General features: G+C 72.4%; 21 protein-coding genes. 17 read left to right on the top strand and 4 right to left on the bottom strand.

Annotated features, from left to right (window positions below; translation table 11 throughout):
• The first annotated feature begins 30 nt into the window (after positions 1 to 30).
• From ligA to AB0B58_RS35060, 7 genes are all read left to right on the top strand, one after another.
• Entirely contained in the window at positions 31 to 2181 is a 2151-nt protein-coding gene (gene ligA / locus AB0B58_RS35090; protein WP_360232968.1) for an NAD-dependent DNA ligase LigA, read from the top strand.
• A gap of 247 nt (positions 2182 to 2428) precedes the next feature.
• On the top strand, positions 2429 to 2674 hold the full coding sequence (locus tag AB0B58_RS35085; RefSeq protein WP_360232965.1) for a SulP family inorganic anion transporter: 246 nt from the start codon (positions 2429 to 2431) through the stop codon (positions 2672 to 2674).
• Between the two features lie 37 nt (positions 2675 to 2711).
• Positions 2712 to 3767, top strand: coding sequence for an aldo/keto reductase (locus AB0B58_RS35080; RefSeq protein WP_360232962.1), 1056 nt, complete (start codon positions 2712 to 2714; stop codon positions 3765 to 3767).
• Positions 3768 to 3819: 52 nt separating this feature from the next.
• The gene (locus tag AB0B58_RS35075; RefSeq protein ID WP_360232959.1) at positions 3820 to 4404 is read left to right on the top strand and encodes a TetR/AcrR family transcriptional regulator; all 585 of its coding nucleotides are present in this window, start codon (positions 3820 to 3822) and stop codon (positions 4402 to 4404) included.
• A gap of 90 nt (positions 4405 to 4494) precedes the next feature.
• Positions 4495 to 4677 (top strand): hypothetical protein, encoded by a 183-nt coding sequence (locus AB0B58_RS35070; protein WP_360232956.1) that lies wholly within the window; start codon positions 4495 to 4497, stop codon positions 4675 to 4677.
• A complete protein-coding gene (locus AB0B58_RS35065; protein WP_360232953.1) occupies positions 4670 to 6040 on the top strand; it encodes a glycosyltransferase in 1371 nt (456 codons plus the stop codon). Before AB0B58_RS35070 ends, AB0B58_RS35065 begins: the two co-directional genes overlap by 8 nt.
• Entirely contained in the window at positions 6041 to 6541 is a 501-nt protein-coding gene (locus AB0B58_RS35060; RefSeq protein ID WP_360232950.1) for a DUF4265 domain-containing protein, read from the top strand.
• Between the two features lie 39 nt (positions 6542 to 6580).
• On the opposite strand, the gene AB0B58_RS35055 is transcribed toward AB0B58_RS35060, so the two are convergent.
• On the bottom strand, positions 6581 to 7162 hold the full coding sequence (locus AB0B58_RS35055) for a dihydrofolate reductase family protein (RefSeq protein WP_360232947.1): 582 nt from the start codon (positions 7160 to 7162) through the stop codon (positions 6581 to 6583).
• A gap of 78 nt (positions 7163 to 7240) precedes the next feature.
• On the opposite strand from AB0B58_RS35055, the gene AB0B58_RS35050 reads away from it, so the two are divergent.
• The 4 genes from AB0B58_RS35050 to AB0B58_RS35035 all read left to right on the top strand — a co-directional run bounded on the left by AB0B58_RS35050 (position 7241) and on the right by AB0B58_RS35035 (position 9189).
• Positions 7241 to 7807, top strand: a complete 567-nt coding sequence (locus AB0B58_RS35050; RefSeq protein ID WP_360232944.1) for a TetR/AcrR family transcriptional regulator — start codon at positions 7241 to 7243, stop codon at positions 7805 to 7807.
• Between the two features lie 100 nt (positions 7808 to 7907).
• A complete protein-coding gene (locus AB0B58_RS35045) occupies positions 7908 to 8357 on the top strand; it encodes an SRPBCC family protein (protein ID WP_360232941.1) in 450 nt (149 codons plus the stop codon).
• Positions 8354 to 8707, top strand: a complete 354-nt coding sequence (locus AB0B58_RS35040; protein ID WP_360232938.1) for a metalloregulator ArsR/SmtB family transcription factor — start codon at positions 8354 to 8356, stop codon at positions 8705 to 8707. Before AB0B58_RS35045 ends, AB0B58_RS35040 begins: the two co-directional genes overlap by 4 nt.
• Positions 8708 to 8745: 38 nt before the next feature.
• Positions 8746 to 9189: an SRPBCC domain-containing protein gene (locus tag AB0B58_RS35035; protein ID WP_360232935.1), complete on the top strand. Its 444-nt coding sequence runs from the start codon at positions 8746 to 8748 to the stop codon at positions 9187 to 9189.
• A 61-nt stretch (positions 9190 to 9250) separates the two neighbouring features.
• On the opposite strand, the gene AB0B58_RS35030 is transcribed toward AB0B58_RS35035, so the two are convergent.
• Both AB0B58_RS35030 and AB0B58_RS35025 read right to left on the bottom strand, forming a co-directional pair.
• Positions 9251 to 10798 carry an arabinogalactan endo-1,4-beta-galactosidase gene (locus tag AB0B58_RS35030; RefSeq protein ID WP_360232932.1) on the bottom strand — a complete coding sequence of 516 codons (1548 nt, stop codon included), beginning with the start codon at positions 10796 to 10798 and terminating at the stop codon, positions 9251 to 9253.
• A gap of 8 nt (positions 10799 to 10806) precedes the next feature.
• Positions 10807 to 12786 carry a beta-galactosidase gene (locus AB0B58_RS35025; protein WP_360232929.1) on the bottom strand — a complete coding sequence of 660 codons (1980 nt, stop codon included), beginning with the start codon at positions 12784 to 12786 and terminating at the stop codon, positions 10807 to 10809.
• A 163-nt stretch (positions 12787 to 12949) separates the two neighbouring features.
• Here AB0B58_RS35025 and AB0B58_RS35020 point away from each other — a divergent pair, with 163 nt between their 5' ends.
• The 4 genes from AB0B58_RS35020 (at position 12950) to AB0B58_RS35005 (ending at position 17163) form a co-directional block, all read left to right on the top strand.
• Positions 12950 to 14260, top strand: a complete 1311-nt coding sequence (locus AB0B58_RS35020; RefSeq protein WP_360232926.1) for an extracellular solute-binding protein — start codon at positions 12950 to 12952, stop codon at positions 14258 to 14260.
• 11 nt (positions 14261 to 14271) lie between these two features.
• Complete coding sequence (locus tag AB0B58_RS35015) at positions 14272 to 15207, top strand: sugar ABC transporter permease (protein WP_360232923.1); 936 nt, start codon at positions 14272 to 14274, stop codon at positions 15205 to 15207.
• Positions 15204 to 16103, top strand: a complete 900-nt coding sequence (locus AB0B58_RS35010; RefSeq protein WP_360232920.1) for a carbohydrate ABC transporter permease — start codon at positions 15204 to 15206, stop codon at positions 16101 to 16103. The genes AB0B58_RS35015 and AB0B58_RS35010 overlap by 4 nt, the downstream gene beginning before the upstream one ends.
• Positions 16104 to 16185: 82 nt before the next feature.
• Positions 16186 to 17163: a LacI family DNA-binding transcriptional regulator gene (locus tag AB0B58_RS35005; RefSeq protein ID WP_360233053.1), complete on the top strand. Its 978-nt coding sequence runs from the start codon at positions 16186 to 16188 to the stop codon at positions 17161 to 17163.
• A gap of 89 nt (positions 17164 to 17252) precedes the next feature.
• Here the strand turns inward: AB0B58_RS35005 and AB0B58_RS35000 are convergent, their stop codons facing one another.
• Complete coding sequence (locus AB0B58_RS35000; protein ID WP_360232917.1) at positions 17253 to 18779, bottom strand: serine/threonine-protein kinase; 1527 nt, start codon at positions 18777 to 18779, stop codon at positions 17253 to 17255.
• A gap of 160 nt (positions 18780 to 18939) precedes the next feature.
• Here AB0B58_RS35000 and AB0B58_RS34995 point away from each other — a divergent pair, with 160 nt between their 5' ends.
• Together AB0B58_RS34995 and thpR are read left to right on the top strand one after the other, a co-directional pair.
• Complete coding sequence (locus AB0B58_RS34995) at positions 18940 to 19737, top strand: class I SAM-dependent methyltransferase (protein ID WP_360232914.1); 798 nt, start codon at positions 18940 to 18942, stop codon at positions 19735 to 19737.
• A gap of 10 nt (positions 19738 to 19747) precedes the next feature.
• Complete coding sequence (gene thpR, locus AB0B58_RS34990) at positions 19748 to 20329, top strand: RNA 2',3'-cyclic phosphodiesterase (RefSeq protein ID WP_360232911.1); 582 nt, start codon at positions 19748 to 19750, stop codon at positions 20327 to 20329.
• The last annotated feature ends 72 nt before the right edge of the window (positions 20330 to 20401 follow it).

Below are 20401 nucleotides of genomic sequence, written 5' to 3'. Positions count from 1 at the left end.
CTCTCCGCGTCCTGAGGAAGTGAGTCCCGCATGCCGACCAAGCGCCCCTCCGCCGGACCGGACGGCACCGACCACGAGGTCGCGCCGGTCGTCGACGCGGCCAAGGCCGCGCGCTTCGACACGGTCGGGGAGTACCGCGAGGCGATCGCCCGGATCCGGCCGGCCGCCGAGGTCTACTACGCCGGCGGCGACCTCGCGATGGACGACGCCACCTACGACGCCCTGCTGGCCCGGGTCGCCGCCACCGAGCGCGCGGAGCCGAGCTGGGCCGAGGCCGGCTCGCCGACCACCGCGGTCGGCGCGGGCATCGCGGGCGGCGACGTCGAGCACAGCACCCCGATGCTCAGCCTCGACAACGTCTTCGACGCCGAGGAGCTGCGGGCCTGGGCGGCGCGCCTCGACCGGGTGCTGGGCCACCCGGTGCACGGCTACACGGTCGAGCCCAAGATCGACGGCATGGCGGTCGCCGCCCGCTACGTCGACGGCCGGCTGCGCCAGCTCGCCACCCGCGGCGACGGCCGGGCCGGCGAGGACGTCACCTCGCAGGCCCGCCTGGTCGCCGGCCTGCCCGCCGCCCTCACGAGCACGGCGACCGTCGAGGTCCGCGGCGAGGTCTTCATGACCGACGCCGACTTCGCCCGCGCCAACGAGCTGCGGGTCGCACACGGCGGCCAGCCCTTCGCCAACCCCCGCAGCGCCGCGGCCGGCACGCTGCGGGCCCAGGACCGCGCCTACGACGCGCCCCTGTCCTTCCTGGCCTACGCGGTGCACGACCTGCCCGGCGGCGAGGGGCTGACCCACTCCGCCGCGATGGCCGCGATCGGCGACCTCGGCGTCGCCACGACCGCGGCCTCGCCGGCGGGCATGCCGCGGTGCGCGACGATCGACGACCTGGTGGCCGCGATCGCGGCGATGGGCGCGGCCCGCGGCACCCTCGGCTTCGACATCGACGGCGCCGTGGTCAAGGCCGACGACCCGGCCGACCGCGACCGGGCCGGCTCGTCCAGCCGGGCGCCGCGCTGGGCGATCGCGCACAAGTTCCCGGCGGACACCCGCACCAGCCGGCTCGCCGCCATCGAGGTGCAGGTCGGGCGCACCGGCGTGATCACCCCGGTCGCGGTGCTGGAGCCGGTGCAGGTGGGCGGGGTGGTCGTCACCTCGGCGACGCTGCACAACTTCGGCGACCTGGTCCGCCGCGACGTCCGCGTCGGCGACACCGTGTTCGTCCGCCGCGCCGGCGAGGTCATCCCGGAGATCACCGGCGCGAAACTCGACGAGCGCCCCGCGGACGCGCAGCCGTTCACCCCGCCCGAGCTCTGCCCGCGCTGCGGCGGCGAGATCGACCGCAGCCAGAAGCGCTGGCGCTGCTTGCAGGGTCGGGCCTGCGGCGCGGGGGAGTCGCTGGCCTACTTCGCGGCCCGCGACTCGATGGACATCGAAGGCCTCGGCGACAAGGTCATCGCCGGCCTGGTGGCGGCGGGCCTGGTCACCGACCCGGCCGACCTCTACGACCTGGACGCCGAGGCGTGCGCGAAACTCGACCGCCTCGGCCGCACCTCGGCCACCAAGCTGGTCGCGAACATCGAGGCCTCCAAGACGCAGCCGCTGTCCCGGGTGCTCACCGGCCTCGGCGTCCGGATGACCGGCCGCTCGATGTCACGCCGCCTCGCCCGGCACTTCGGCTCGATGGCGGCGCTGACGTCGGCGACGGTCGAGGAGCTGCAGCAGGTGGAGGCCGTCGGCCCGGAGCGGGCGGCGACCATCGCGGCCGAGCTGATCGACCTTGCCCCGGTCATCGCCAAGCTCACCGAGCGCGGCGTCAACATGACCGAGCCCGGTGTGCCCGGCCCGGCCGGGCGCACCGCCGCCCCGGCCGGCGCGGAGTCCGCGCCGCTGCCGCTGCGCCGGGAGGACGGAAAGCCGATGACCGTCGTCGTCACCGGCTCGGTGCCGGGCCTGACCCGCAACGAGGGCAACGAGGCGGTCGAGCATCTCGGCGGCAGGTCGTCGGGCTCGGTCTCGGCGCGCACCGACCTGGTGGTGGTCGGCGCGGGCGCCGGGTCGAAGGCCGCGAAGGCCGAGCAGCTCGGCGTCCGCATCATGGCGTCGGAGCGTTTCGCGGAGCTGCTCGCCGCGCACGACGCCGGCGACTCGCCGGCCCTGGCCGACTTCCTGGACTGAGCCGCGGGCGCCGGCCGGATCCGGATTCCCGACCACATCGGCTACTGCCGCGCCGGCGCCTGATTGGGCCGGTATCGTCGCAAATGGGTTCGGCCATCCGGATCGATGCTTCGCCGGAGTGCGCCGCGCGTCCATGCGGGATGCCGCCCGGATCACTACCGCCGGTGGGGGAGACGATGATCGACTTGCCGTTCGAGGATCGAACCGTGATCGAGACCCCGGACCCGGCGTTCCCCATCGTCACGCCTTGAGGGCGGGGGTCGGGGGCCTGCCGGTCCTCACGTCGCTGCGCGGATACCGGGCCGGATGGCTGCGCGGTGACCTGATCGCGGGTCTGACGGTGTGCGCCATCCTGGTGCCGGAGGCGCTGGCGTACGCGACCATCGCCGGAGTGAGCCCGCGTGGCCAGGCCGAGGCGGCCCGGGTCGGCTACGCCCCGCTGCCGGAGGAGCTGCGCGGCAGGGTCGCCGAAGCCGTGACGGAATTGCGCTGAGCGCGCCGCCCGGCCGCGGCCGCCTTAGGGTGGCGGTATGGAATATCGTGCGCTCGGCAGGTCCGGTCTACGTGTCTCCGTGCTCACCATGGGCACCATGACGTTCGGCGGCAAGGGCGACTTCGCCGACGTCGGCTCGACCGATGTGGCGGAGGCCCGCCGCCAGGTCGACCTGTGTCTCGACGCCGGCGTCAATCTGATCGACACCGCCGACGTCTACTCCAGCGGGCTCTCGGAGGAGATCGTCGGCGAGGTCCTCAGGGGCCGCCGCGACGACATCCTCGTCGCGACCAAGGTGCGGATGTCGATGGGGCCGGGGCCCAACGACGCCGGCCTCTCGCGGCATCACATCGTCGCCGGCTGCGAGGCCAGCCTGCGCCGGCTTCAGATGGACCACATCGACCTGTACCAGGTGCACGAGTGGGACGGCCAGACGCCGCTCGAGGAGACCCTCGCGGCCCTCGACTCGCTTGTGCGGGCCGGCAAGGTCCGCTACGTCGGCGCGTCCAACTACGCCGGCTGGCAGCTGATGAAGGCGCTCGGCACCGCCGACCGCTGCGGGCTGCCGGGCTTCATCAGCCAGCAGATCTACTACTCGCTGCAGTCCCGCGACGCCGAGTACGAGCTGATCCCGGCCGCCGTCGACCAGGGGCTCGGCGTGCTCGTGTGGAGCCCGCTCGCCGGCGGCCTGCTCTCCGGCCGGTACCGGCGCGGCGTGCGCCCGTCCGGCGGTTCGCGCCAGCTCACCGAGTGGAACGAGCCGCCGGTGTACGACCAGGAGCGGCTCTACGACACGGTCGAGGTGCTGGTGTCGATCGGCGCCGACCGGGGCGTCTCGCCGGCCCAGGTGGCCCTCGCGTACCTGCTGGGCCGGCCCGCCGTCACCTCGCTGGTGATCGGGGCGCGCACCGGCGAGCAGCTCGCCGACAACCTGGCCGCGGCCGACCTGAAGCTCTCCGACGAGGAGCGGGCCCGGCTCGACGAGGCGAGCGCGCCGCCGCTGCTGTACCCGTACTGGCACCAGGCCAAGACCGCCCGCGACCGGCTCTCGCCCGCGGACCTGACCCTGCTGGGCCCGCACATCGGGGACTGACCCGCGCCCCGGCCGGCGCGGCGGTACGACCGCACCGTGAAATCATGGCCGCATGCCGAAGCAGGTCGACCATCGGGCGCGGCGCACCCAGATCGCGGACGCGCTCTTCCGGGTCGCCGCGGAGCAGGGCCTTGAGGCGGTCAGCCTGCGGCACGTAGCGGCCGCCGCCGAGGTGTCGACCGGCATGGTGCAGCACTACTTCCGCACCAAGGACGAGATGATGGCCTTCGCCATGGCCGTCGTGCAGGAGCGCCAGCAGGCCCGGATCACCGAGCGGATGGCCCGGCTCGGCGCGGACCCCGGCCCGCGCCCGATGCTGCGCACGCTCCTCACCGGGGTGCTGCCGCTCGACGACGAGAGCCGGGCGTACGGGCGGGTCGCGCTGGCCTTCCTGGCGTACACGGCGGTCCGGGCCGAGGCCGCGGCCCCGCTGCGCGAGCAGACCCGGGAGCTGCTCGGTTTCGTGGCCGGCCTGGTCCGCTCGGGCGGCGCGGCGAAGGATCCGGACGCCGCCGCGGCCGGCCTGCTCGCGGCCATGGAGGGACTCGGCGTCTATCTGCTCGGCGGGCACTTCACGCCGGAGGTGGCGCTGCGGGCGCTCGACGCGCACCTCGACATGATCTTCGACCCGGCATAGTTCCCGACGCTTGTGGATTCGCCACCCGCGAAACGACGCGACGGGTCATGATCAGATCTGGCTTCCCCCAGTGGATAACAGGAGACGACGATGGGGTACGGATCTGTCATGCCCAAGGGCGGCTTCGCCCTTGCCGCGTTCAGCGTCGGCACCGCCGGCACCGGTGTGCCGCTGCCTCTGGTGATCGCGGCGGTCGCGGTGGCTCTGCTCCTCGTCGCCGTCGTCGTCGTGCGCACGACCTTCCGGCGCCGAAAGTCCGTCAGCGATGGCTGACGCCGGCCCGGCGCCGCTGACCGCGAGGTACGTGCGGCGGCGCGCGGTCCTGGGTGCGGCGGTGGTCTTCGCTCTTCTCGTCGTCTGGGCCCTTCATCACGTCATCGTCCTGCGCGGCGCCGCCACCTCGGGCCGGCCGGGGCTGGCATGTCTGTACGTGATTCTCTTCGTATTCCTGGTGTGGCAGCTGTTCTACAGCTATCTGGAGAGGCCGCTGCAGCCGACGCCGGGCCAGCGACGCCGGCTCGACGAGCTGAAGGTGGCGGTCATCGTCCCGTTGTACAACGAGGACCCGCAGATCGTCCGGGACTCCGTCGAGAGCCTTCTCCGGCAGACCAGGAAGCTGCACGCGATCAGCATCACCGACGACGGCTCGCCCCAGTTCGACTACGCCGAGACCCGCCGCTGGTTTCTCCGGGCGACCGCGGCGGCCGGAGTCCGCGGGCACTGGACCCGTCAGAAGAACGCCGGTAAGCGCCACGCGCAGGCGGCCGCGGTCCGGCTGGTGCCGGACGCGGACATCCTCGCGCTGGTGGACAGCGACACGGTGTTGGATCCCAAGGCAACGGAGGAGGGCCTCAAACCCTTCGCCGACCCGCAGATCCAGTCCGTGGCCGCGATGGTCGCCGCCGCGAACGTCAGGCAGAACCTGTTCACCCGCGTCATGGATCTGTGGTACGTCTCGCTGCAGTTCTCGGACCGGTCGGTGATGTCCCGCTTCAGGTCCGTGCTGGTCAACTACGGCGCCCTGGCGTTCTACCGAGCGGAGATCGTGACGGACAACCTCGGCGGATACCTCAGCGAGCGGTTCTTCGGCAGCGAGATGCGCATCAGCGACGACAGCCTGCTGACCCTGTACGCACTCCTGCGCGGGAAGACGGTTCAGCAGATAACCTGCTGGGCGTTCACGTACATGCCGACGAGCTTCCGGCACCACAGGAATCAGCAGATCCGCTGGATGCGCGGCAGCTTCATCCGGTCGTGGTGGCGCTTCCGGTATCTTCCGGTGGCCAGGTTCGCCTTCTGGGGCCATCTGGCGAAGTGGATACAGTACGTCGTCGCCTCGGTGGCGACCGTCGGCGTGTTCCTGACCTACGACCTCACCGACCCGGCGACGATCGTGCTGCTGTTCGTGATCCAGTTCGGAATCTACTACGGCGTCATGTTGCGGTATCTGACCCTGCGGCGAAGCGACGAGACGACCAGGTATCAGATCCGAACCTTCCTCATGGCGCCGATCGCGGTGCTCTGGGCGACGACGTTTCTGCGTGGCTGCCGCATCTGGGCGATGATGACCTGCTGGAACATGGAGTGGGGAACCCGCAGGAAGGTCGAGGTCGTATCCACGGGAGGCGCACGGTAGATGGCGGCAGCACCCGGCAGGCCCGCGCCCGGGGGCGGGAGCCTGGTCAAGGTCTGGTTCCGGTTCGTGCCGCGGGAGGGCTGGCTTCCCTTCGACACCGAGGGGCTGTGGGCGGAGCCGGTCGACGCGGACACGGCCCGGGTGGCGAACGCCCCGTTCCTGCAGGACGGCGTCGCCCAGGGTGACGTCGTGCGCTTCCGGGTCGACGGCGACGGCCTGCGCTGGGCGGTGGGGCGGGTCGAGGCGTCGGGCAACTGCACCGTCCGGGTGCTGCCGGCGCCCCGCGGCCCGCTCGGGCCGAGCGCTGCGGCGGTCCACGAGCGATTCGCCAGCTTCGGCCTGGGCGGCGAGGTCTTCAGCGAGGCGTTGCCGCTGGTGGCGTTCGATGTGCCGGCGGACGCCGACCTGACCGCGATCAAGCGGTTGCTGGAGCGGGGCAGGGCGGACGGCTGGTGGGAGTTCGAGGAGGGCTGCGTCACCGAGGCGTGGCGCAGCGCATAGGCGCGCGACCGGGCGACGCCCGGCCGCGCGCCGGGGTGCTCATCCTGCGGCCGTGCCGTAGCGCAGGACCAGGACGCCGCCGGTGCCGGCCGGCGTCGCGTCGAGCAGCGTGAGCCGTTGCGGGTCGAACGGGCCGCCGACGAGCGGGATGCCGTCCCCGGTGAGCACCGGGTTGAGCTTGACCACGAACTCGTCGATCTCATGCCGGACGGCGGCCGCGAACGTGCCGCCGCCGCAGAGCCAGATGTCCCCGCCGGGCTGCCGCTTGAGCTTGCGCAGGTACGGCACCGGGTCCTCGGCCACCACGGTCACCGCGGGGTCGACGCCCGGGTCCAGCGTCCGGGAGAAGACGTACTGATCCAGGTGCGCGTACGGGCTCGTCACGCCGGCCGCCAGCGCCGGCTCGTAGGTGCCGCGTCCCATGACGACGGTGTCGAAGGCCTGGTTGGGCGCGGTGATGCCGAGCTGTTCCCGTAGTGCGGTGGGAAGGGTCTCCGGGTACCGCTGCGCGATGAACGCCGCCAGGTCGGGGTCCATCGGGCCGAAGAAGTCCCAGCTGCCGTCCGGTGCGGCGATGAAACCGTCGAGGCCGGCGGCCACGTAGTACACGAGCTTTCGCATCTTGACTCCCTTGAACCACTATCGTTGTCGTGGATGAGAGTACATCATCTGTAGTGGTTGATGCGCTAGCATTTCCGCATGGCAAGGAATCCCGAGCGCCGGCGCCTGCTGGCCGACGCGGGGCTGCTGGTGCTCGCCGAGTCGGGCGCCCGCGGCCTCACCCACCGCGCGGTCGACACCGGTGCGGGCGTGCCGATCGGCACCGCCTCCAACTACTTCCGCTCGCGCGATGCGCTGCTCGGCGCGCTGGGCGAACGGATCATGGAGCGGTTCGCGCCCGACGAGGCGGTGCTCGCCGCGCTCGCCCGGCGGGAGCCGAGCCGCGAGCTGTTCGCCGACTATCTGCGGTACATCGTGGAGCGCACCACCGCGCAGCCCGACCTGACGCGGGCGCTCATCGAGCTGCGTCTCGAGGCGGCCCGCCGGCCCGAGCTCGCCGAGATCCTCGGCGGCACGCTGCGCCGCGGCTACCGCGACGACGTTGCCTTCCACGAGACGACGGGGCTGCCGGGCGGGGCGTTCGAGATAGCCCTGCTGCACTACGCCTTGGACGGGCTGCTGCTCGACATGCTGACCACGTCGATCGGCGCGGACCTCACGCCCGACGACGCGGTCGTCGCGTTCGTCGACCGCCTCATCCGCTGACGACCGAACCTCCATCATGCAACCAGTGGTTGCGTGTTAGGGGATGGTCGGCTAGCTTGATGTGCAACCGAACGTTGCATATCGAGGAAGCGTGACGAGCATGGAGTACGGCAGTATCGAACGGGAGATCCACGTCGACGCCGCGCCCGAGGTGGTCTTCGAGGTCGTCAGCAGCCCCGAGCACATCTCGCAGTGGTGGACCGACGACGCCGGGTTCGAGGCGACCCCGGGCGCGGTCGGCGAGCTCGTCTGGGGCGACCGGGCGCAGGTCGTGCCGATGACCGTGGTGGAGGCCGACCCGCCCCGGCGGTTCTCGTTCCGCTGGTGCCATGCCGACGGCGACATCGACTCCGCCGAGTCGCTGCTGGTCACCTTCGAGCTCACCCCGGCGGGCGCGGGCACCAGGATCCGGCTCACCGAGACCGGGTTCCGGGAGATGGGCTGGGAGGCCGCGAAGCTGGAGGAGTGGTACCGCGACCACAGCACCGGCTGGGACACCTTCGTGCCCCGGCTGGGTGAGTACGTCGCGCGGCTGGTGTCGGCACCGTGACCGCCGCCGTCGACGACGACCTGTGGTCCGCGGTGGGGGATCCGACCCGACGGCGGATGCTCGACCTGCTGCTGGCGGACGGCGACGGCACGGCAACCGGCCTCAGCGCGCGGCTGCCGGTGACGCGGCAGGCCATCGCGAAACACCTCGGCGTGCTCGACCGCGCCGGGCTGGTGCATGCCACGCCGGCCGGCCGGGAGCGGCGCTACCGGGTGGACGAGGCGCAGCTCGCCCGCGCGGTCGCGCAGCTGTCCTCGGTGGGTGCGGCGTGGGACGCCCGGCTCCGGCGTATCAAGCGGATCGCCGAGGCCGTGCAGCGCGGAAGGGACCAGCGCGGCGCACCGCGATGAAGTGAAACGGGAATCGACATCGGAGAGAGGTATCGAAAATGGTGGACATCCTGCACAGCGTCGGAATCAGGTCGTCCGTTGACGAGGTCTACACGGCCCTGACCACCACCGAGGGGCTCGCCGGCTGGTGGACGACCGACACCCGAGGGGACGGCGACAACCTGGGCGGCGTGCTCCAGTTCCGGTTCGAGGTCGGCGGGTTCGACATGAAGATCGTCGAGCTCGACTCGGGCAGGCGGGTGCTGTGGGAGGTCGTCGACGGGCCCGAGGAGTGGATCGGGACGCAGGTGGACTGGGAGCTCGGTCAGGCCGGCGAATACGCCAAGGTCCTCTTCAGGCACCGGGGCTGGCGGGAGCCGGTGGAGTTCATGCACCACTGCAGCACCAAGTGGGCGGTCTTCCTGATGAGCCTGAAATCGCTTATCGAGACCGGCAAGGGCGCCCCCGCACCCGACGACGTCAAGATCGACGACTGGAACTGACGATCGCCGGCCTGCACCGGCAGCGGCGACACGTTGCCGGTGCAGGCGGGCGCCGGGCGCGCTAGAAGCGCCGGAACACGGACAGGCCGGGCAGGGCGCGGCCGCGGTAGTCGAACAGCGCCTGGTTCTCCCAGCCGTCACCCGACGAGGGATCGGCCGGATCCCAGCCGGCACCCTCGGCCGCCGTCCACGTCGGCTCCCAGTAGAAGACGCCAAGTGCTTCCGGCACCCCCGCGACCACCGTCAGGATGTCCCGCAGCGCGTCCGCCTGACCGCGGGGAGAGGCGGGGTAGCCGCCTGCCTGCGCCAGCGCGGCGTTGAAGATGTTCGTCTCGTGGTCGTTCTCCGCGGTGGTGAAGCCGTAGGCGGTCTCCGCGACCATGACCGGCCGGCCGTACCGGGCGGCGAGGTTCATCAGGTTGGCCTGCAGCGCACCGAGCGAGCCGTGCCAGTAGACGTAGTGCGACACCGCGATCACGTCGAACGGCACCCCGCGCGACGTCGCCTGGTCGAACCACCACTGGTGCCCGCCGAGGTTGCCGCCCTCGGCGAGGTGCAGCACCACCTTGGTGCCCGGCGACGCCGCGCGCACCGCGTTCGCGCCGGAGGTGAGCAGCGCGGCCAGCCCGTCCCAGTCGTCCCAGCGGCCGTCCGGCCAGAGCAGGCCGCCGTTGATCTCGTTGCCGATCTGGGCCATCGCCGCCGGGGTGCCCTGCGCGCGCAGGTCGCGCAGCACCGCGTAGGTGTGGTCGTACACCGCCCGCGACAGGTCGTCGAAGCTCAGCGCCGCCCAGGCCGCCGGCTTGATCTGCTTGCCGGGGTCGGCCCAGGCGTCCGAGTAGTGGAAGTCGATAAGCAGCCGCTGCCCCGCGCGGTGCGCCCGGCGCGCCTTCTCGAGTACGTCCGCGGGGTTGTCGTAGCCGTCGGCCGGGTCGACCCACACCTTGAGCCGGAGGTAGCCGACGTTGTTCTCCGCCAGCAGCCGGAGCGGGTCTCGGCGCCGGCCGGACGCGTCGCGGTACACCGCGCCGTGGTCCTCGTTCTTCGTCACGTGCGACACGTCCGCGCCGATGACCGCCAGCGGGGTGCCGGGCCGCCCGGCGGACGGCCCGAGCGCGATGTCGTCGAAGTTGGTCCACTGCCCGGCCGCGGCCTCCGAGTGCAGCACGATCGTGCAGCGCCCGCCGGTCACCCGGACCGTCACGGCGAGGCGCACCCACTCGGGACCGGTGCGGGGGATCGTGGCCCGCTCCTCGGCCGCGCCGCAGTCGCGCAGCGACACGTAGGCGTCGCGCTGGTTGCCGTCCGAGCGCACCCGCAGGCTGAGCGTGTGGCTGCCCCGGGACAGGCCGGTGACGGTCTGGGTGGTCTCCACCCGGTACGCGGCGTCGGAGTAATGGGTGAGCCGGTAGGCGCCGGTGTGACCGCCGGCCTCGGTGAAGCTCGCGGCGCGCGAGCCCCGCTCCGACCAGCCGGCGGGTGCCTGTGCGGCGCCCGCCTCGAAGCCGGGGTTGTGCACGTCGCCGGCGGGGGCGGCGTGTGCGGGGGCTGCCGAGGCGAGGAGGGCCACCGCGGCTGCGGCGGCGAGGACAGGGGGTGTGCGAAGCATGGGAGCTCCTATCGGGGGTTCTCTCTCAGGACCCGGACTTCCCCGGCGGGCACCGGGAGGCCGTCGGCCACCCGCTCGCCGGTCAGCAGCTCGACGCCGTTTCCGGGCACTACGGCGTCGGTCTCCCCGTGATTGATGGCGACGACGTACCCGCCGCTGCCGGTGCGGCGCCGGACGACCTCGAGCTGCTCGGGCAGCTCCGGTGCGGCGGGCAGCCCGGCCGCCTCGGCGACGGTGGCCAGCAGCGCCGCGGTACCCGCGGCGTCCAGCCGGGTGGAGACGTAGAAGGCCCGGCCGTGCCGGGTGACGGCGGGCAGGCCGGCGGCCGGGCCGTCCGCATAGGACGCGACGGCCGTCGCGCCCCGCAGCTCCAGACGTTCCGTCCAGGTGTCCGCGACCCGGCCGTCGTCGAGCCGTACGGTCTCGGCCGCCCGCAACGGCTCGAACTCCTCGACGGCGAGGCCGAGCAGGCCGCCGAGCGCGCCGGGGTGCCCGCCGGGGTGCACCGCGTCGTGCGCGTCCACGATCCCGGAGAAGTACGACACGAGCAGCGTCCCGCCCCCGGCGACGTACCGCCGCAGGTTGTCGGCCGCGGCCGGGCTCAGCAGGTAGCTGCTCGGCGCGATCACCAGTGGGTAGGCGTCCAGGCCCGCCTCGGGGTGTGCGAAGTCGACGGTCCGGTGCGCGCGCCAGAGCTGCTCGTAGAACTCCTCCTGCCGGTCCCGGAAGCTCAGCTCCGCCGGGCGCCACGCCAGCTCGAGCGCCCACCAGGACTCCCAGTCCCACAGCAGGGCCACGTCGGCGACGACCCGGCTGTCGCGGAGCTCGCCCAGCTCGCCGAGCGACCCGCCCAGGGCCACGACGTCGCGCCAGGTCCGGGTCGCGGTGCCGCCGTGCGGCAGCATCGCCGAGTGGAACTTCTCCGCGCCGTACCGCGAGGCGCGCCACTGGAAGAACATGACGCCGTCGGCGCCGCGCGCCAGGTGCTGGAAGCTGTTGCGGCGCAGCTCGCCCGTCGTCTTGGCGAGGTTGCGGGGCTGCCAGTTGACCGGGCCGGTGGAGTGCTCCATGAGCAGCCATGGGCGGCCGCGCGCCACCGACCGGGTCAGGTCGGCGCACATGGCCAGCTCGATGTGGTTGTCCGGCCGCTCGGCCTGCAGGTAGTGGTCGTTGGAGACCACGTCGACCTCGCGGCTCCACTTCCAGTAGTCGATGTTCTTGCAGTTGGCCAGCATGAAGTTGGTGGTCACCGGCACGCCGGGGCAGAGGCGGTGCAGGATGTCGCGCTCGCGGCGGAAGTTGGCCAGGTGCGCGTCCGAGGAGAAGCGGAAGAAGTCCAGCTCCTGTGCCGGGTTGACGGTCGTCGGCGCGATGATCGGTGGCTCGATCTCGTCCCAGTCGCCGTACCGCTGGCTCCAGAACGCGGTGCCCCAGGCGTCGTTGAGCTTGCCGAGGTCGCCGTAGGTGTCGCGGAGCCAGTTGCGGAACGCCGCGCCCGAGGCCTCGCAGTAGCAGTGGGCGTTGGCGCCGCCGAACTCGTTGTGCGAGTGCCAGAGCACCAGGGCCGGGTGCCCGGCGTAGCGCCGGGCCAGCTGCTCGGTGATGCCCGCCGAGGCCGCCGCGTACGCGGGTGAGCTGGGGCAGAACGACTGCCGCGCGCCGCCGCCCAGGCGCACGCCCTCGCGGGTGACCGGTGCGGCGTCCGGGTGCCGGCGCAGGAACCAGGGCGGCGGCGCGGCGGTCGGCGTCGCGAGGTCCACCGCGATCCCGGCGGAGTGCAGCAGGTCGAGGCTGCGGTCCAGCCAGCCGAACTCGTACTCGCCGGGCGCGGGCTCGAGCATCGCCCAGGCGAAGATCCCCACGCTGACGAGGTTGACGCCGGCCTCGCGCATCAGCGAGACGTCCTCGGTCCAGACCTCTTCGGGCCACTGCTCAGGGTTGTAGTCCCCGCCGTAGGCGATCCGGTCCATCCGCGGGATGAGCGGCATGTACGGGCTCCAAACTGTGAGCGCTCCCAACTTCGTACCGGCATGATTGCACACCATTTACCTCGCCAGTTGACGAGATCGCGACCTCTTGACACCCCACACCTTGGCGATAAGGCTGTGAGCGCTCACAGTGACCTGGATGAGTCTGAAGAGAGGTACGACGATGAGAGCCAAGTTCGGCGCGAAGCTGCTCGCAGTGGTGCTGGCCGCGGGCCTGAGCGCCGCCTGCACCAGCAGCGATTCCGGTGACGAGGACCAGCCCGCGCAGCCCGGCGGCAAGGTCGAGCTTTCCTTCTGGTCGTGGGCGCCGAACATCGACAAGACCGTCGACGCCTGGAACGCGGCGAACCCCGACATCCACGTGACGCTCAGCAAGCAGGCCGGCGGCGGCGACATCGTCACCAAGCTGCTGACCGCGGCAAAGGCCGGCAACCCGCCGGACCTCGCGCAGGTCGAGTACCAGTCGCTGCCGACCCTGGTCAGCAACGACGTGCTCGCCGACATCGCCAAGGACGCCGAACCGGCCAAGGCGAAGTTCGCCGAGGGCGTCTGGCAGCAGGTCACCCTCGGCACCGAGGCGGTGTACGCGATCCCGCAGGACTCCGGCCCGATGATGCTCTACTACCGCGCCGACCTCTTCGACAAGCTCGGCCTCACCGTGCCGAAGACCTGGGACGAGTTCGCACAGACCGCCCGTACCGTCCGGCAGAAGGACCCGAAGAAGTTCCTGACCACGTTCTCGGCCAACGACCCGGGCTGGTTCACCGGCCTGGCGCAGCAGGCCGGCGCCGCCTGGTGGGGCATCGACGGCGAGTCGTGGAAGGTCAGCGTCAACGACGCCGCCACCAGGAAGGTCGCCGACTACTGGGGCGCGCTGGTCAACGAGGGCGTGATCGACGGCAAGCCGATGTACACCCCCGCCTGGAACAAGGCGCTCAACGACGGCACGCTGATCGCCTGGCCGAGCGCGATCTGGGCGCCCGGCGTCCTGGAGGGCAACGCGCCCGCGACCAAGGGCAGGTGGGCCATGGCGCCGATGCCGCAGTGGGCCGCCGGGGAGAACAGGACCGGCAGCTGGGGAGGCTCGTCCACCGGCGTCACCGCCGCCGGCAGGAACAAGGCCGCCGCGGTGAGGTTCGCGACCTGGATGAACACCGACCCGGCCGCCACCGACCTGCTCATCAAGGAGAGCGCGATCTACCCGGCCGCCCGCGACGCCCAGGCCAGCCCGCTGCTGCATACGCCGCCGGCCTTCTTCGCGCAGCAGAAGGACTTCTACGCCGAGGCCAAGGCGATCGCGGACACCGCGGTCGGCTTCGTCTGGGGCCCGAACGTGAACGTCGCCTACGACACCTACAAGGACGCCTTCGGCAAGGCGATCACCGGTAAGACGCCGTTCTCCGGCGCCGTCGACACCATGCAGTCGGCCACGGTGGCCGACATGCGGAAGAACGGCTTCACGGTCACCGGCTGAGAGGACCCGCAATGTCATCGGCCGTCACCGGCCGGTCGCGGCGAGGTGCGGCATCCCGCCGGGTGCCGTACCTCTTCCTCGCACCGGCCATCGTGCTCTTCACGCTATTCGTGGTGCTGCCCATCGGGTACGCGATCTATCTGAGCCTGCGCAAGGTCAAGGTCAGCGGCCTCGGGCTGGGCCGCAACTCCCGCAAGGAGATCTTCGCCGGGCTGGAGAACTACCGCGACGCCCTGTCCGACCCCGAGCTCTGGAGCAGCGCCGGCCGGGTGCTCGCCTACGGCGCGATCCTGCTGCCGATCATGCTGGGACTCGCGCTGCTCTTCGCGCTGCTGCTGGACCGCCCCCGGGTCGGGCTCGCGCGCTTCTCCCGCCTGGCGATCTTCCTCCCGTACGCGGTGCCGGGCCTGATCGCCAGCATGCTCTGGGGCTTCCTGTACCTGCCCGCGGTGAGCCCCTTCACGAACCTCGCCGAGTGGCTCGGCCTGCCCGCGCCCGACCCGCTGACCGGCGACTCGGTGCTCTTCGCCATCGTCAACATCGCGGTCTGGGGCGGCGTCGGCTTCAACATGATCGTGCTGTTCACCTCGCTGCGGGCCATCCCGGCAGAGATCTACGAGTCCGCACGCCTGGACGGCTGCACCGAGTTCCAGCTCGCCGTCCGGATCAAGATCCCGCTGCTGCTGCCCTCGCTGATCATGACGACCGTCTTCTCGCTGATCGCCACGTTGCAGGTGTTCACCGAGCCGCTGACCGTGCGCTCGCTGACCAACTCCATCTCGTCCACCTGGACCCCGCTCATGAAGATCTACAGCGACGCGTTCGCGCAGAACGACATCTACTCCGCCGCCGCCACCTCGGTGCTGATCGCCGGGGTCACCCTCGTGATCTCCTTCGGCTTCCTGCGCCTGGTGCAGCGGCAGGCCTTCGGTGGGGAGAACCGATGACGACGCTGACCTCCGCCGTACCCGCGCGGTCCGATCTCGATCCCGGCACGCCGCGCCGCCGGGTGCGCACGCGGACCGCCTGGCTGCCCACCGCGGTCCTGCTCATCGGGGCGGTCTACTGCCTGCTCCCGGTGGCCTGGGTGGTCGCGGCCGCCACCAAGAGCGGCTCGTCGCTGTTCACCACGTTCACGTTCGCGCCCGGCGGCGACCTCCTCGGCAACCTGGCCGACCTGTCGACCTACGGCGGCGGCGTCTACTGGCGCTGGCTCGCCAACAGCCTGCTGTACGCCGGCGTCGGCGGCGTCGCCTCGGCGTTCGTCTCCGGGCTGTCCGGCTACACCCTCGCCAAGTTCCGGTTCGCCGGCCGCAACGTCATCTTCAACGTGCTGCTCGCCGGCGTGCTGGTGCCCGGCGTGACCCTGGCGATCCCGCAGTACCTGCTGCTCGCCGAGGTCGGGCTCACCGACACCTACTGGTCGGTGCTGCTGCCGAGCATCATCAGCCCGTACGGGATCTATCTGGCCCGGATCTACGCGGCCGCGGCGGTGCCGGACACGGTGATGGAGGCCGCCCGCACCGACGGCGCCGGTGAGCTGCGCATCTTCGGCCGGGTCGCGCTGCCGATGATGATGCCCGGCCTGGTGACGGTGTTCCTGTTCCAGTTCGTGGCCATCTGGAACAACTTCCTGCTGCCGTTCGTGATGATCTCCTCCGACGGCCGGTTCCCGGTCACCGTCGGCCTGTTCACCCTGCTCAACCAGGGCCAGACCGTGCCGGCCCTGTACAGCGTCGTGATCATCGGGGTGCTGGTGTCGATCCTGCCGCTGATCGCCCTGTTCCTCACCCTGCAACGGTACTGGCGGCTCGACCTGGTGTCCGGGGCGGTGAAGGGCTGATGGGGCCGCCCTGCACCGGGCCGCGGCCGGGCAGGACAATGTCACCGTGACCGAGCCCAGCCGCCTCCGTTCCCGCCCGACCATGGACGACGTCGCCGCGATGGCCGGCGTCTCCCGCGGCACGGTCTCCCGGGTGCTCAACGGCGGCCACAACGTGAGCCGGCAGGCGCTCGCGGCGGTCGAGCGGGCGATCAGCAAGACCGGGTACGTGGTCAACCAGCACGCCCGCAGCCTGGTCACCCAGCGCTCCGGCTCGGTCGCGTTCATCCTCTCCGAGCCGCAGGACAAGCTCTTCGAGGATCCGAACTTCAACAACCTGCTGCGCGGCTGCACCCAGGTGCTGGCGGAGCACGACATCACGCTGCTGCTGACGATGGCCGCCACGGCGCAGGACCGGCAGCGGATCGGCCGCTGGGTCACCGCCGGCCACGTCGACGGCGCGCTGCTGGTCTCCAACCACCTCGGCAGCCCGCTGATCGCCGAGCTGAGGGAGCGCGGGCTGCCGTTCGTCGTCTGCGGCCGCCCGCTGGGCCAGGAACGCGACGTCACCTACGTGGCCTCCGACGACCGAGACGGCGCCCGCCAGATGACCGGCTACCTGCGCTCGACCGGCCGCCGCCGGATCGCCATCATCACCGGCCCGCTGGACACTCCGGGCGGCGTCGACCGCCTGGCCGGCTACCGGGAGATCGTGGGCGCCGGCGACCCGGACCTGGTCGCCACCGGCGACTACACCCAGGCGTCCGGCGAGGCGGCGATGACCCGGCTGCTGAGCCAGGCGCCGGACCTGGACGCGGTCTTCGTCTGCTCCGACCTGATGGCCGCCGGGGCCATCACGGCGCTGCAGCGCGCGGGCCGGCGGGTGCCGGAGGACGTCGCGGTCGGCGGCTTCGACGACAACCGGATCGCGACCACGACCACGCCGCTGCTGACCACCATCCGGCAGCCGTGGGCCCGGCAGAGCGCGGAGATGGTCCGCCTGCTGCTGGCGCACATCGACGGCGCGGAGCACGCCGCGGTCATCCTGCCGACGGAGCTGGTCGTCCGCGACTCCGCCTGAGCACGCCCACGCCGGGCCGAGGCGGCTGCGGCCGGGCCGGGTCGCTTCTAGGCCGGGCCGGGTCGCTTCTAGGCCGGGCCGGGTCGCTTCTAGGCCGGGCCGCGGTCGACGAAGCTGAACGTCGTGTCGGGCGGGGCGTCGCCGGGATGCTCGACGTAGACCTCGGATTTCGCCTCGTACCACTGCACCAGGCCGTGTGCGTCGTTGTAGAGGGTGTAGGTCGGCCGGCCCTTGTCGTCGGTGTCGCCGGTGGCGCTGATCGAGAAGAGCGTGGCCTTGGTCGCGGCGCACTCGGTGGCCACCAGCTCGGCCGAGCCCTCCGGGATCACCTTGACCCCGAGGCAGGGCTGCTCGCCCTCGGTGGGCCGCACCGACTTGATCAGGAAGTCGACGCCCGTCGGGACCAGCACGAACAGGGCGTCCTTGCCGGTGCCGTCCGAGGCGACCACCTCGTCGGGGTACGGCATCGCCAGGTCACGGTCGATCTCCGCGAAGTGGATCAGGGTGCGCCGGGTGCCGGCCAGGATGGCGGCGTTGCCGGTCGGCGCGGGCGCGGGCCCGGCCGAGGCGGCGCTGCTGCCCGGGCCGCCGCCCGCCTGCGGGCTTGGACCACCACTACCACCACTGCCGTCGACGGCCAGCGGGCCTCGGCCGAGGACGGCGACGACGGCCACCGCGGCGATCGCGGCGACGGCGATCGCGGCGCGCCTGACCATCCGGCCGCGCGCCGGTCGGGCCTGAGGCGGGACCGCGGGGTCGTCCGGCACCGGACGCGGCGCCGGCCAGCCGGCCTGTTCGCCCCCGGCCAGCAGCAGGTCGAGCAGCTCGCGCGCCGTCGGCCGGTCGGCCGGATCCTTGGCCAGGGTCCGCGCGACGATCCCGCGCAGCGGAGCCGGCAGGCCGCCCAGCTCCGGCGGCTGGGTCAGGATGCGCATCGCGGTGGCCGGCGCCGAGTCGGCCGCGAACGGTGTCCGCCCGGTGCCGGCGAAGGCGACCACGGCACCCCAGGCGAAGATGTCCGCGGCCGGGCTGACCCGCTGCGCGGGCGCCTCGTCGAAGCGCTCCGGCGCCATGTAGGCGACCGTTCCGACCATCTGATCGGTACGGGTGTGCCGGCTGGTCACCTCCAGCGGTCGCGCGATGCCGAAGTCGATCACCTTGACCCCGCCGAGGGCGAAGAGCACGTTGCCCGGCTTGAGGTCGCGGTGGATGACCCCGGCGCCGTGTATCGCGGTGAGCGCCGTGGCGATGCCCAGCGCCGCGCTGTGCAGGGCGGCGGGGGAGAGGGGACCCTGTTCGCGTACGACGTCGGCCAGGTTCGGCCCCTCGACGTACTCGACCACCAGGTACGGCGGGTCGTGGTCGGGATCGGCGTCGAGCACCTCCGCCGTGCAGAACGGCGGCACCTGGCGGGCCCGGTTCACCTCGCTGCGGAACCGGCCGAGGAACTCCTCGTCGCGGGTGAACTCCGTCCGCACCACCTTGATGGCGACCGGCCGTCCCTGCGCCGAGCGGCCGAGAAAGACCGTGCCCATGCCGCCGGCGCCGAGGCGCCCGGCGATCTCGTAGTCCCCGAGCCGCTCCGGATCCCCGGGACGCAATGGGAGGCTCGACAAGATCGTTCTCCCCACGCTCCACGGCACGCCGAGGGCACAGTATCGCGTGCACGCGGTCCCGGCGAACCCGGTCGCGGCGTGCGGCACGTCCGCACGCCGGGCCGATCCGCGGGGGAGCAATCATGATGGATGCCGGTGTCCGGATCGTGAAGGGACCGCGATGGGACTCGCCGCAGGCTACGACGCCGAACTACGGCGGCACGACAAGGCGCTGCGCCGGGCGGCCGGCGTCCGGCCGCACGACCATGTCCTTGACATCGGATGCGGCGCCGGGCAGACGACCCGGTGGGCCGCGCGGGCGGCCCGGGCGGGCAGCGCGCTCGGCGTCGACGTCTCGGCGCCCGCGATCGGGCGCGCCCGCGAGCTGGCCCGGGAGGAAGGCGTCCGCAACGTCACCTTCGAGCACGCCGACGCGCAGCTCCACCCCTTCGCGCCGGGGCGCTTCGACCTGGCGATCAGCCGGTTCGGCACGATGTTCTTCGACGACGCCGTCGCCGCGTTCGCCAACATCGCCCGGGCGCTGCGACCGGCCGGGCGCCTGGTGATGACGGTCTGGCAGGCCCGCGAGCGCAACGAGTGGGACGCCGCCATCCGTCGATCCCTCGAAGCGGCCGAGGGGCCGGCGGCCGGCGCTGCCGGCGGCCCGGACGCGTTCTCGCTCGCCGACCCGCCGACCGTGCGCGAGACCCTGCGGGCCGCGGGGTTCGCGGGCGTCGAGTTCACCGACGTCCACGAGCCGGTCTACTACGGCCCGGACGTGGCCGCCGCCCTCGACTGGGTCCGCGGCTTCGCCTGCACCGACGCGGTCCTGAGGCGGCTGGATCCCGCCGGAGCGACGCGCGCGGGCGAGCGGCTGCGCCGGATGCTCGCCGCGCATCTGAGCGACGACGGTGTCCGGTTCGACTCCCGCGCCTGGATCGTCACCGCTACCACCACCGAGCCGCACTCCCCTGAATAGGCTGCGATGCATGAGGTTGTTCGTGGCCGCGTACCCGCCGCCCGAGGTCTGCGACGACCTGGCGCGGCGGCTGGAGGGGCTACGGGTCACCGCGGCGGCGAACGGCGGCGTCAACACCCGGCTGGCGCGCCGGGAGACCTGGCACGTCACGCTCGCGTTCCTGGGCGAGGTCGCCGAGGAGCGCGCCCCGAAGGTGCCCGGCGCCCTTCAGCGGGTGGCCGACGGCTGGCGGGCCGCCGGGTCCGGCGCGCCGCGGCTGCGCCTGGCCGGCGGGGGCCGGTTCGGGCGCGGCCGGTTCACCGTGCTGTGGGTGGGGCTGGACGGCGACCGGGAGGCGCTGGCGTCGCTGGCCCGGCGGGTGCGCCGGGAACTCAAGCGGGACCGGCTGCCGCACGACGACCGGAGGTTCAACCCGCACCTGACCGTCGCCCGCCCCGGCGACCGCCTCGACGCCGCCGCGGTGGAGGCGGACCGGGCCGACCTGGCGCAGTACCGGGGCCCGGCGTGGCCGGTCGAGACCATGGTGCTGGTCCGCAGCCATCTCGGCCCCGCGCCCCGGTACGACTACCTCGAAACCTGGCCGCTGGCCTGAGGCGCCGGGGGACGATGCGCGACCGGGGGGCCGGGGCGAGAGTTCACTTCTCGTTTCGTGTCCCGGCACCAC

This window comes from Actinoplanes sp. NPDC049118 (genome assembly GCF_040648555.1).
Classification (GTDB): domain Bacteria; phylum Actinomycetota; class Actinomycetes; order Mycobacteriales; family Micromonosporaceae; genus Actinoplanes.
The sequence above is the reverse complement of the archived record's forward strand: the minus strand, read 5'-3'. Positions and strand labels throughout refer to the sequence as shown.

Coding starts and splice junctions, on each gene's coding strand:
- AB0B58_RS35075 (WP_360232959.1), top strand. CDS start 3,820: ATGCCGAAGCAGGTCGACCATCGGGCGCGGCGCACCCAGATCGCGGAC.
- AB0B58_RS35015 (WP_360232923.1), top strand. CDS start 14,272: ATGTCATCGGCCGTCACCGGCCGGTCGCGGCGAGGTGCGGCATCCCGC.
- AB0B58_RS35070 (WP_360232956.1), top strand. CDS start 4,495: ATGGGGTACGGATCTGTCATGCCCAAGGGCGGCTTCGCCCTTGCCGCG.
- AB0B58_RS35045 (WP_360232941.1), top strand. CDS start 7,908: ATGGAGTACGGCAGTATCGAACGGGAGATCCACGTCGACGCCGCGCCC.
- AB0B58_RS35050 (WP_360232944.1), top strand. CDS start 7,241: ATGGCAAGGAATCCCGAGCGCCGGCGCCTGCTGGCCGACGCGGGGCTG.
- AB0B58_RS35020 (WP_360232926.1), top strand. CDS start 12,950: ATGAGAGCCAAGTTCGGCGCGAAGCTGCTCGCAGTGGTGCTGGCCGCG.
- ligA (WP_360232968.1), top strand. CDS start 31: ATGCCGACCAAGCGCCCCTCCGCCGGACCGGACGGCACCGACCACGAG.
- AB0B58_RS35080 (WP_360232962.1), top strand. CDS start 2,712: ATGGAATATCGTGCGCTCGGCAGGTCCGGTCTACGTGTCTCCGTGCTC.
- AB0B58_RS34995 (WP_360232914.1), top strand. CDS start 18,940: ATGGGACTCGCCGCAGGCTACGACGCCGAACTACGGCGGCACGACAAG.
- AB0B58_RS35025 (WP_360232929.1), bottom strand. CDS start 12,786: ATGCCGCTCATCCCGCGGATGGACCGGATCGCCTACGGCGGGGACTAC.
- AB0B58_RS35065 (WP_360232953.1), top strand. CDS start 4,670: ATGGCTGACGCCGGCCCGGCGCCGCTGACCGCGAGGTACGTGCGGCGG.
- AB0B58_RS35005 (WP_360233053.1), top strand. CDS start 16,186: ATGGACGACGTCGCCGCGATGGCCGGCGTCTCCCGCGGCACGGTCTCC.
- AB0B58_RS35055 (WP_360232947.1), bottom strand. CDS start 7,162: ATGCGAAAGCTCGTGTACTACGTGGCCGCCGGCCTCGACGGTTTCATC.
- AB0B58_RS35035 (WP_360232935.1), top strand. CDS start 8,746: ATGGTGGACATCCTGCACAGCGTCGGAATCAGGTCGTCCGTTGACGAG.
- AB0B58_RS35010 (WP_360232920.1), top strand. CDS start 15,204: ATGACGACGCTGACCTCCGCCGTACCCGCGCGGTCCGATCTCGATCCC.
- AB0B58_RS35030 (WP_360232932.1), bottom strand. CDS start 10,798: ATGCTTCGCACACCCCCTGTCCTCGCCGCCGCAGCCGCGGTGGCCCTC.
- AB0B58_RS35060 (WP_360232950.1), top strand. CDS start 6,041: ATGGCGGCAGCACCCGGCAGGCCCGCGCCCGGGGGCGGGAGCCTGGTC.
- thpR (WP_360232911.1), top strand. CDS start 19,748: ATGAGGTTGTTCGTGGCCGCGTACCCGCCGCCCGAGGTCTGCGACGAC.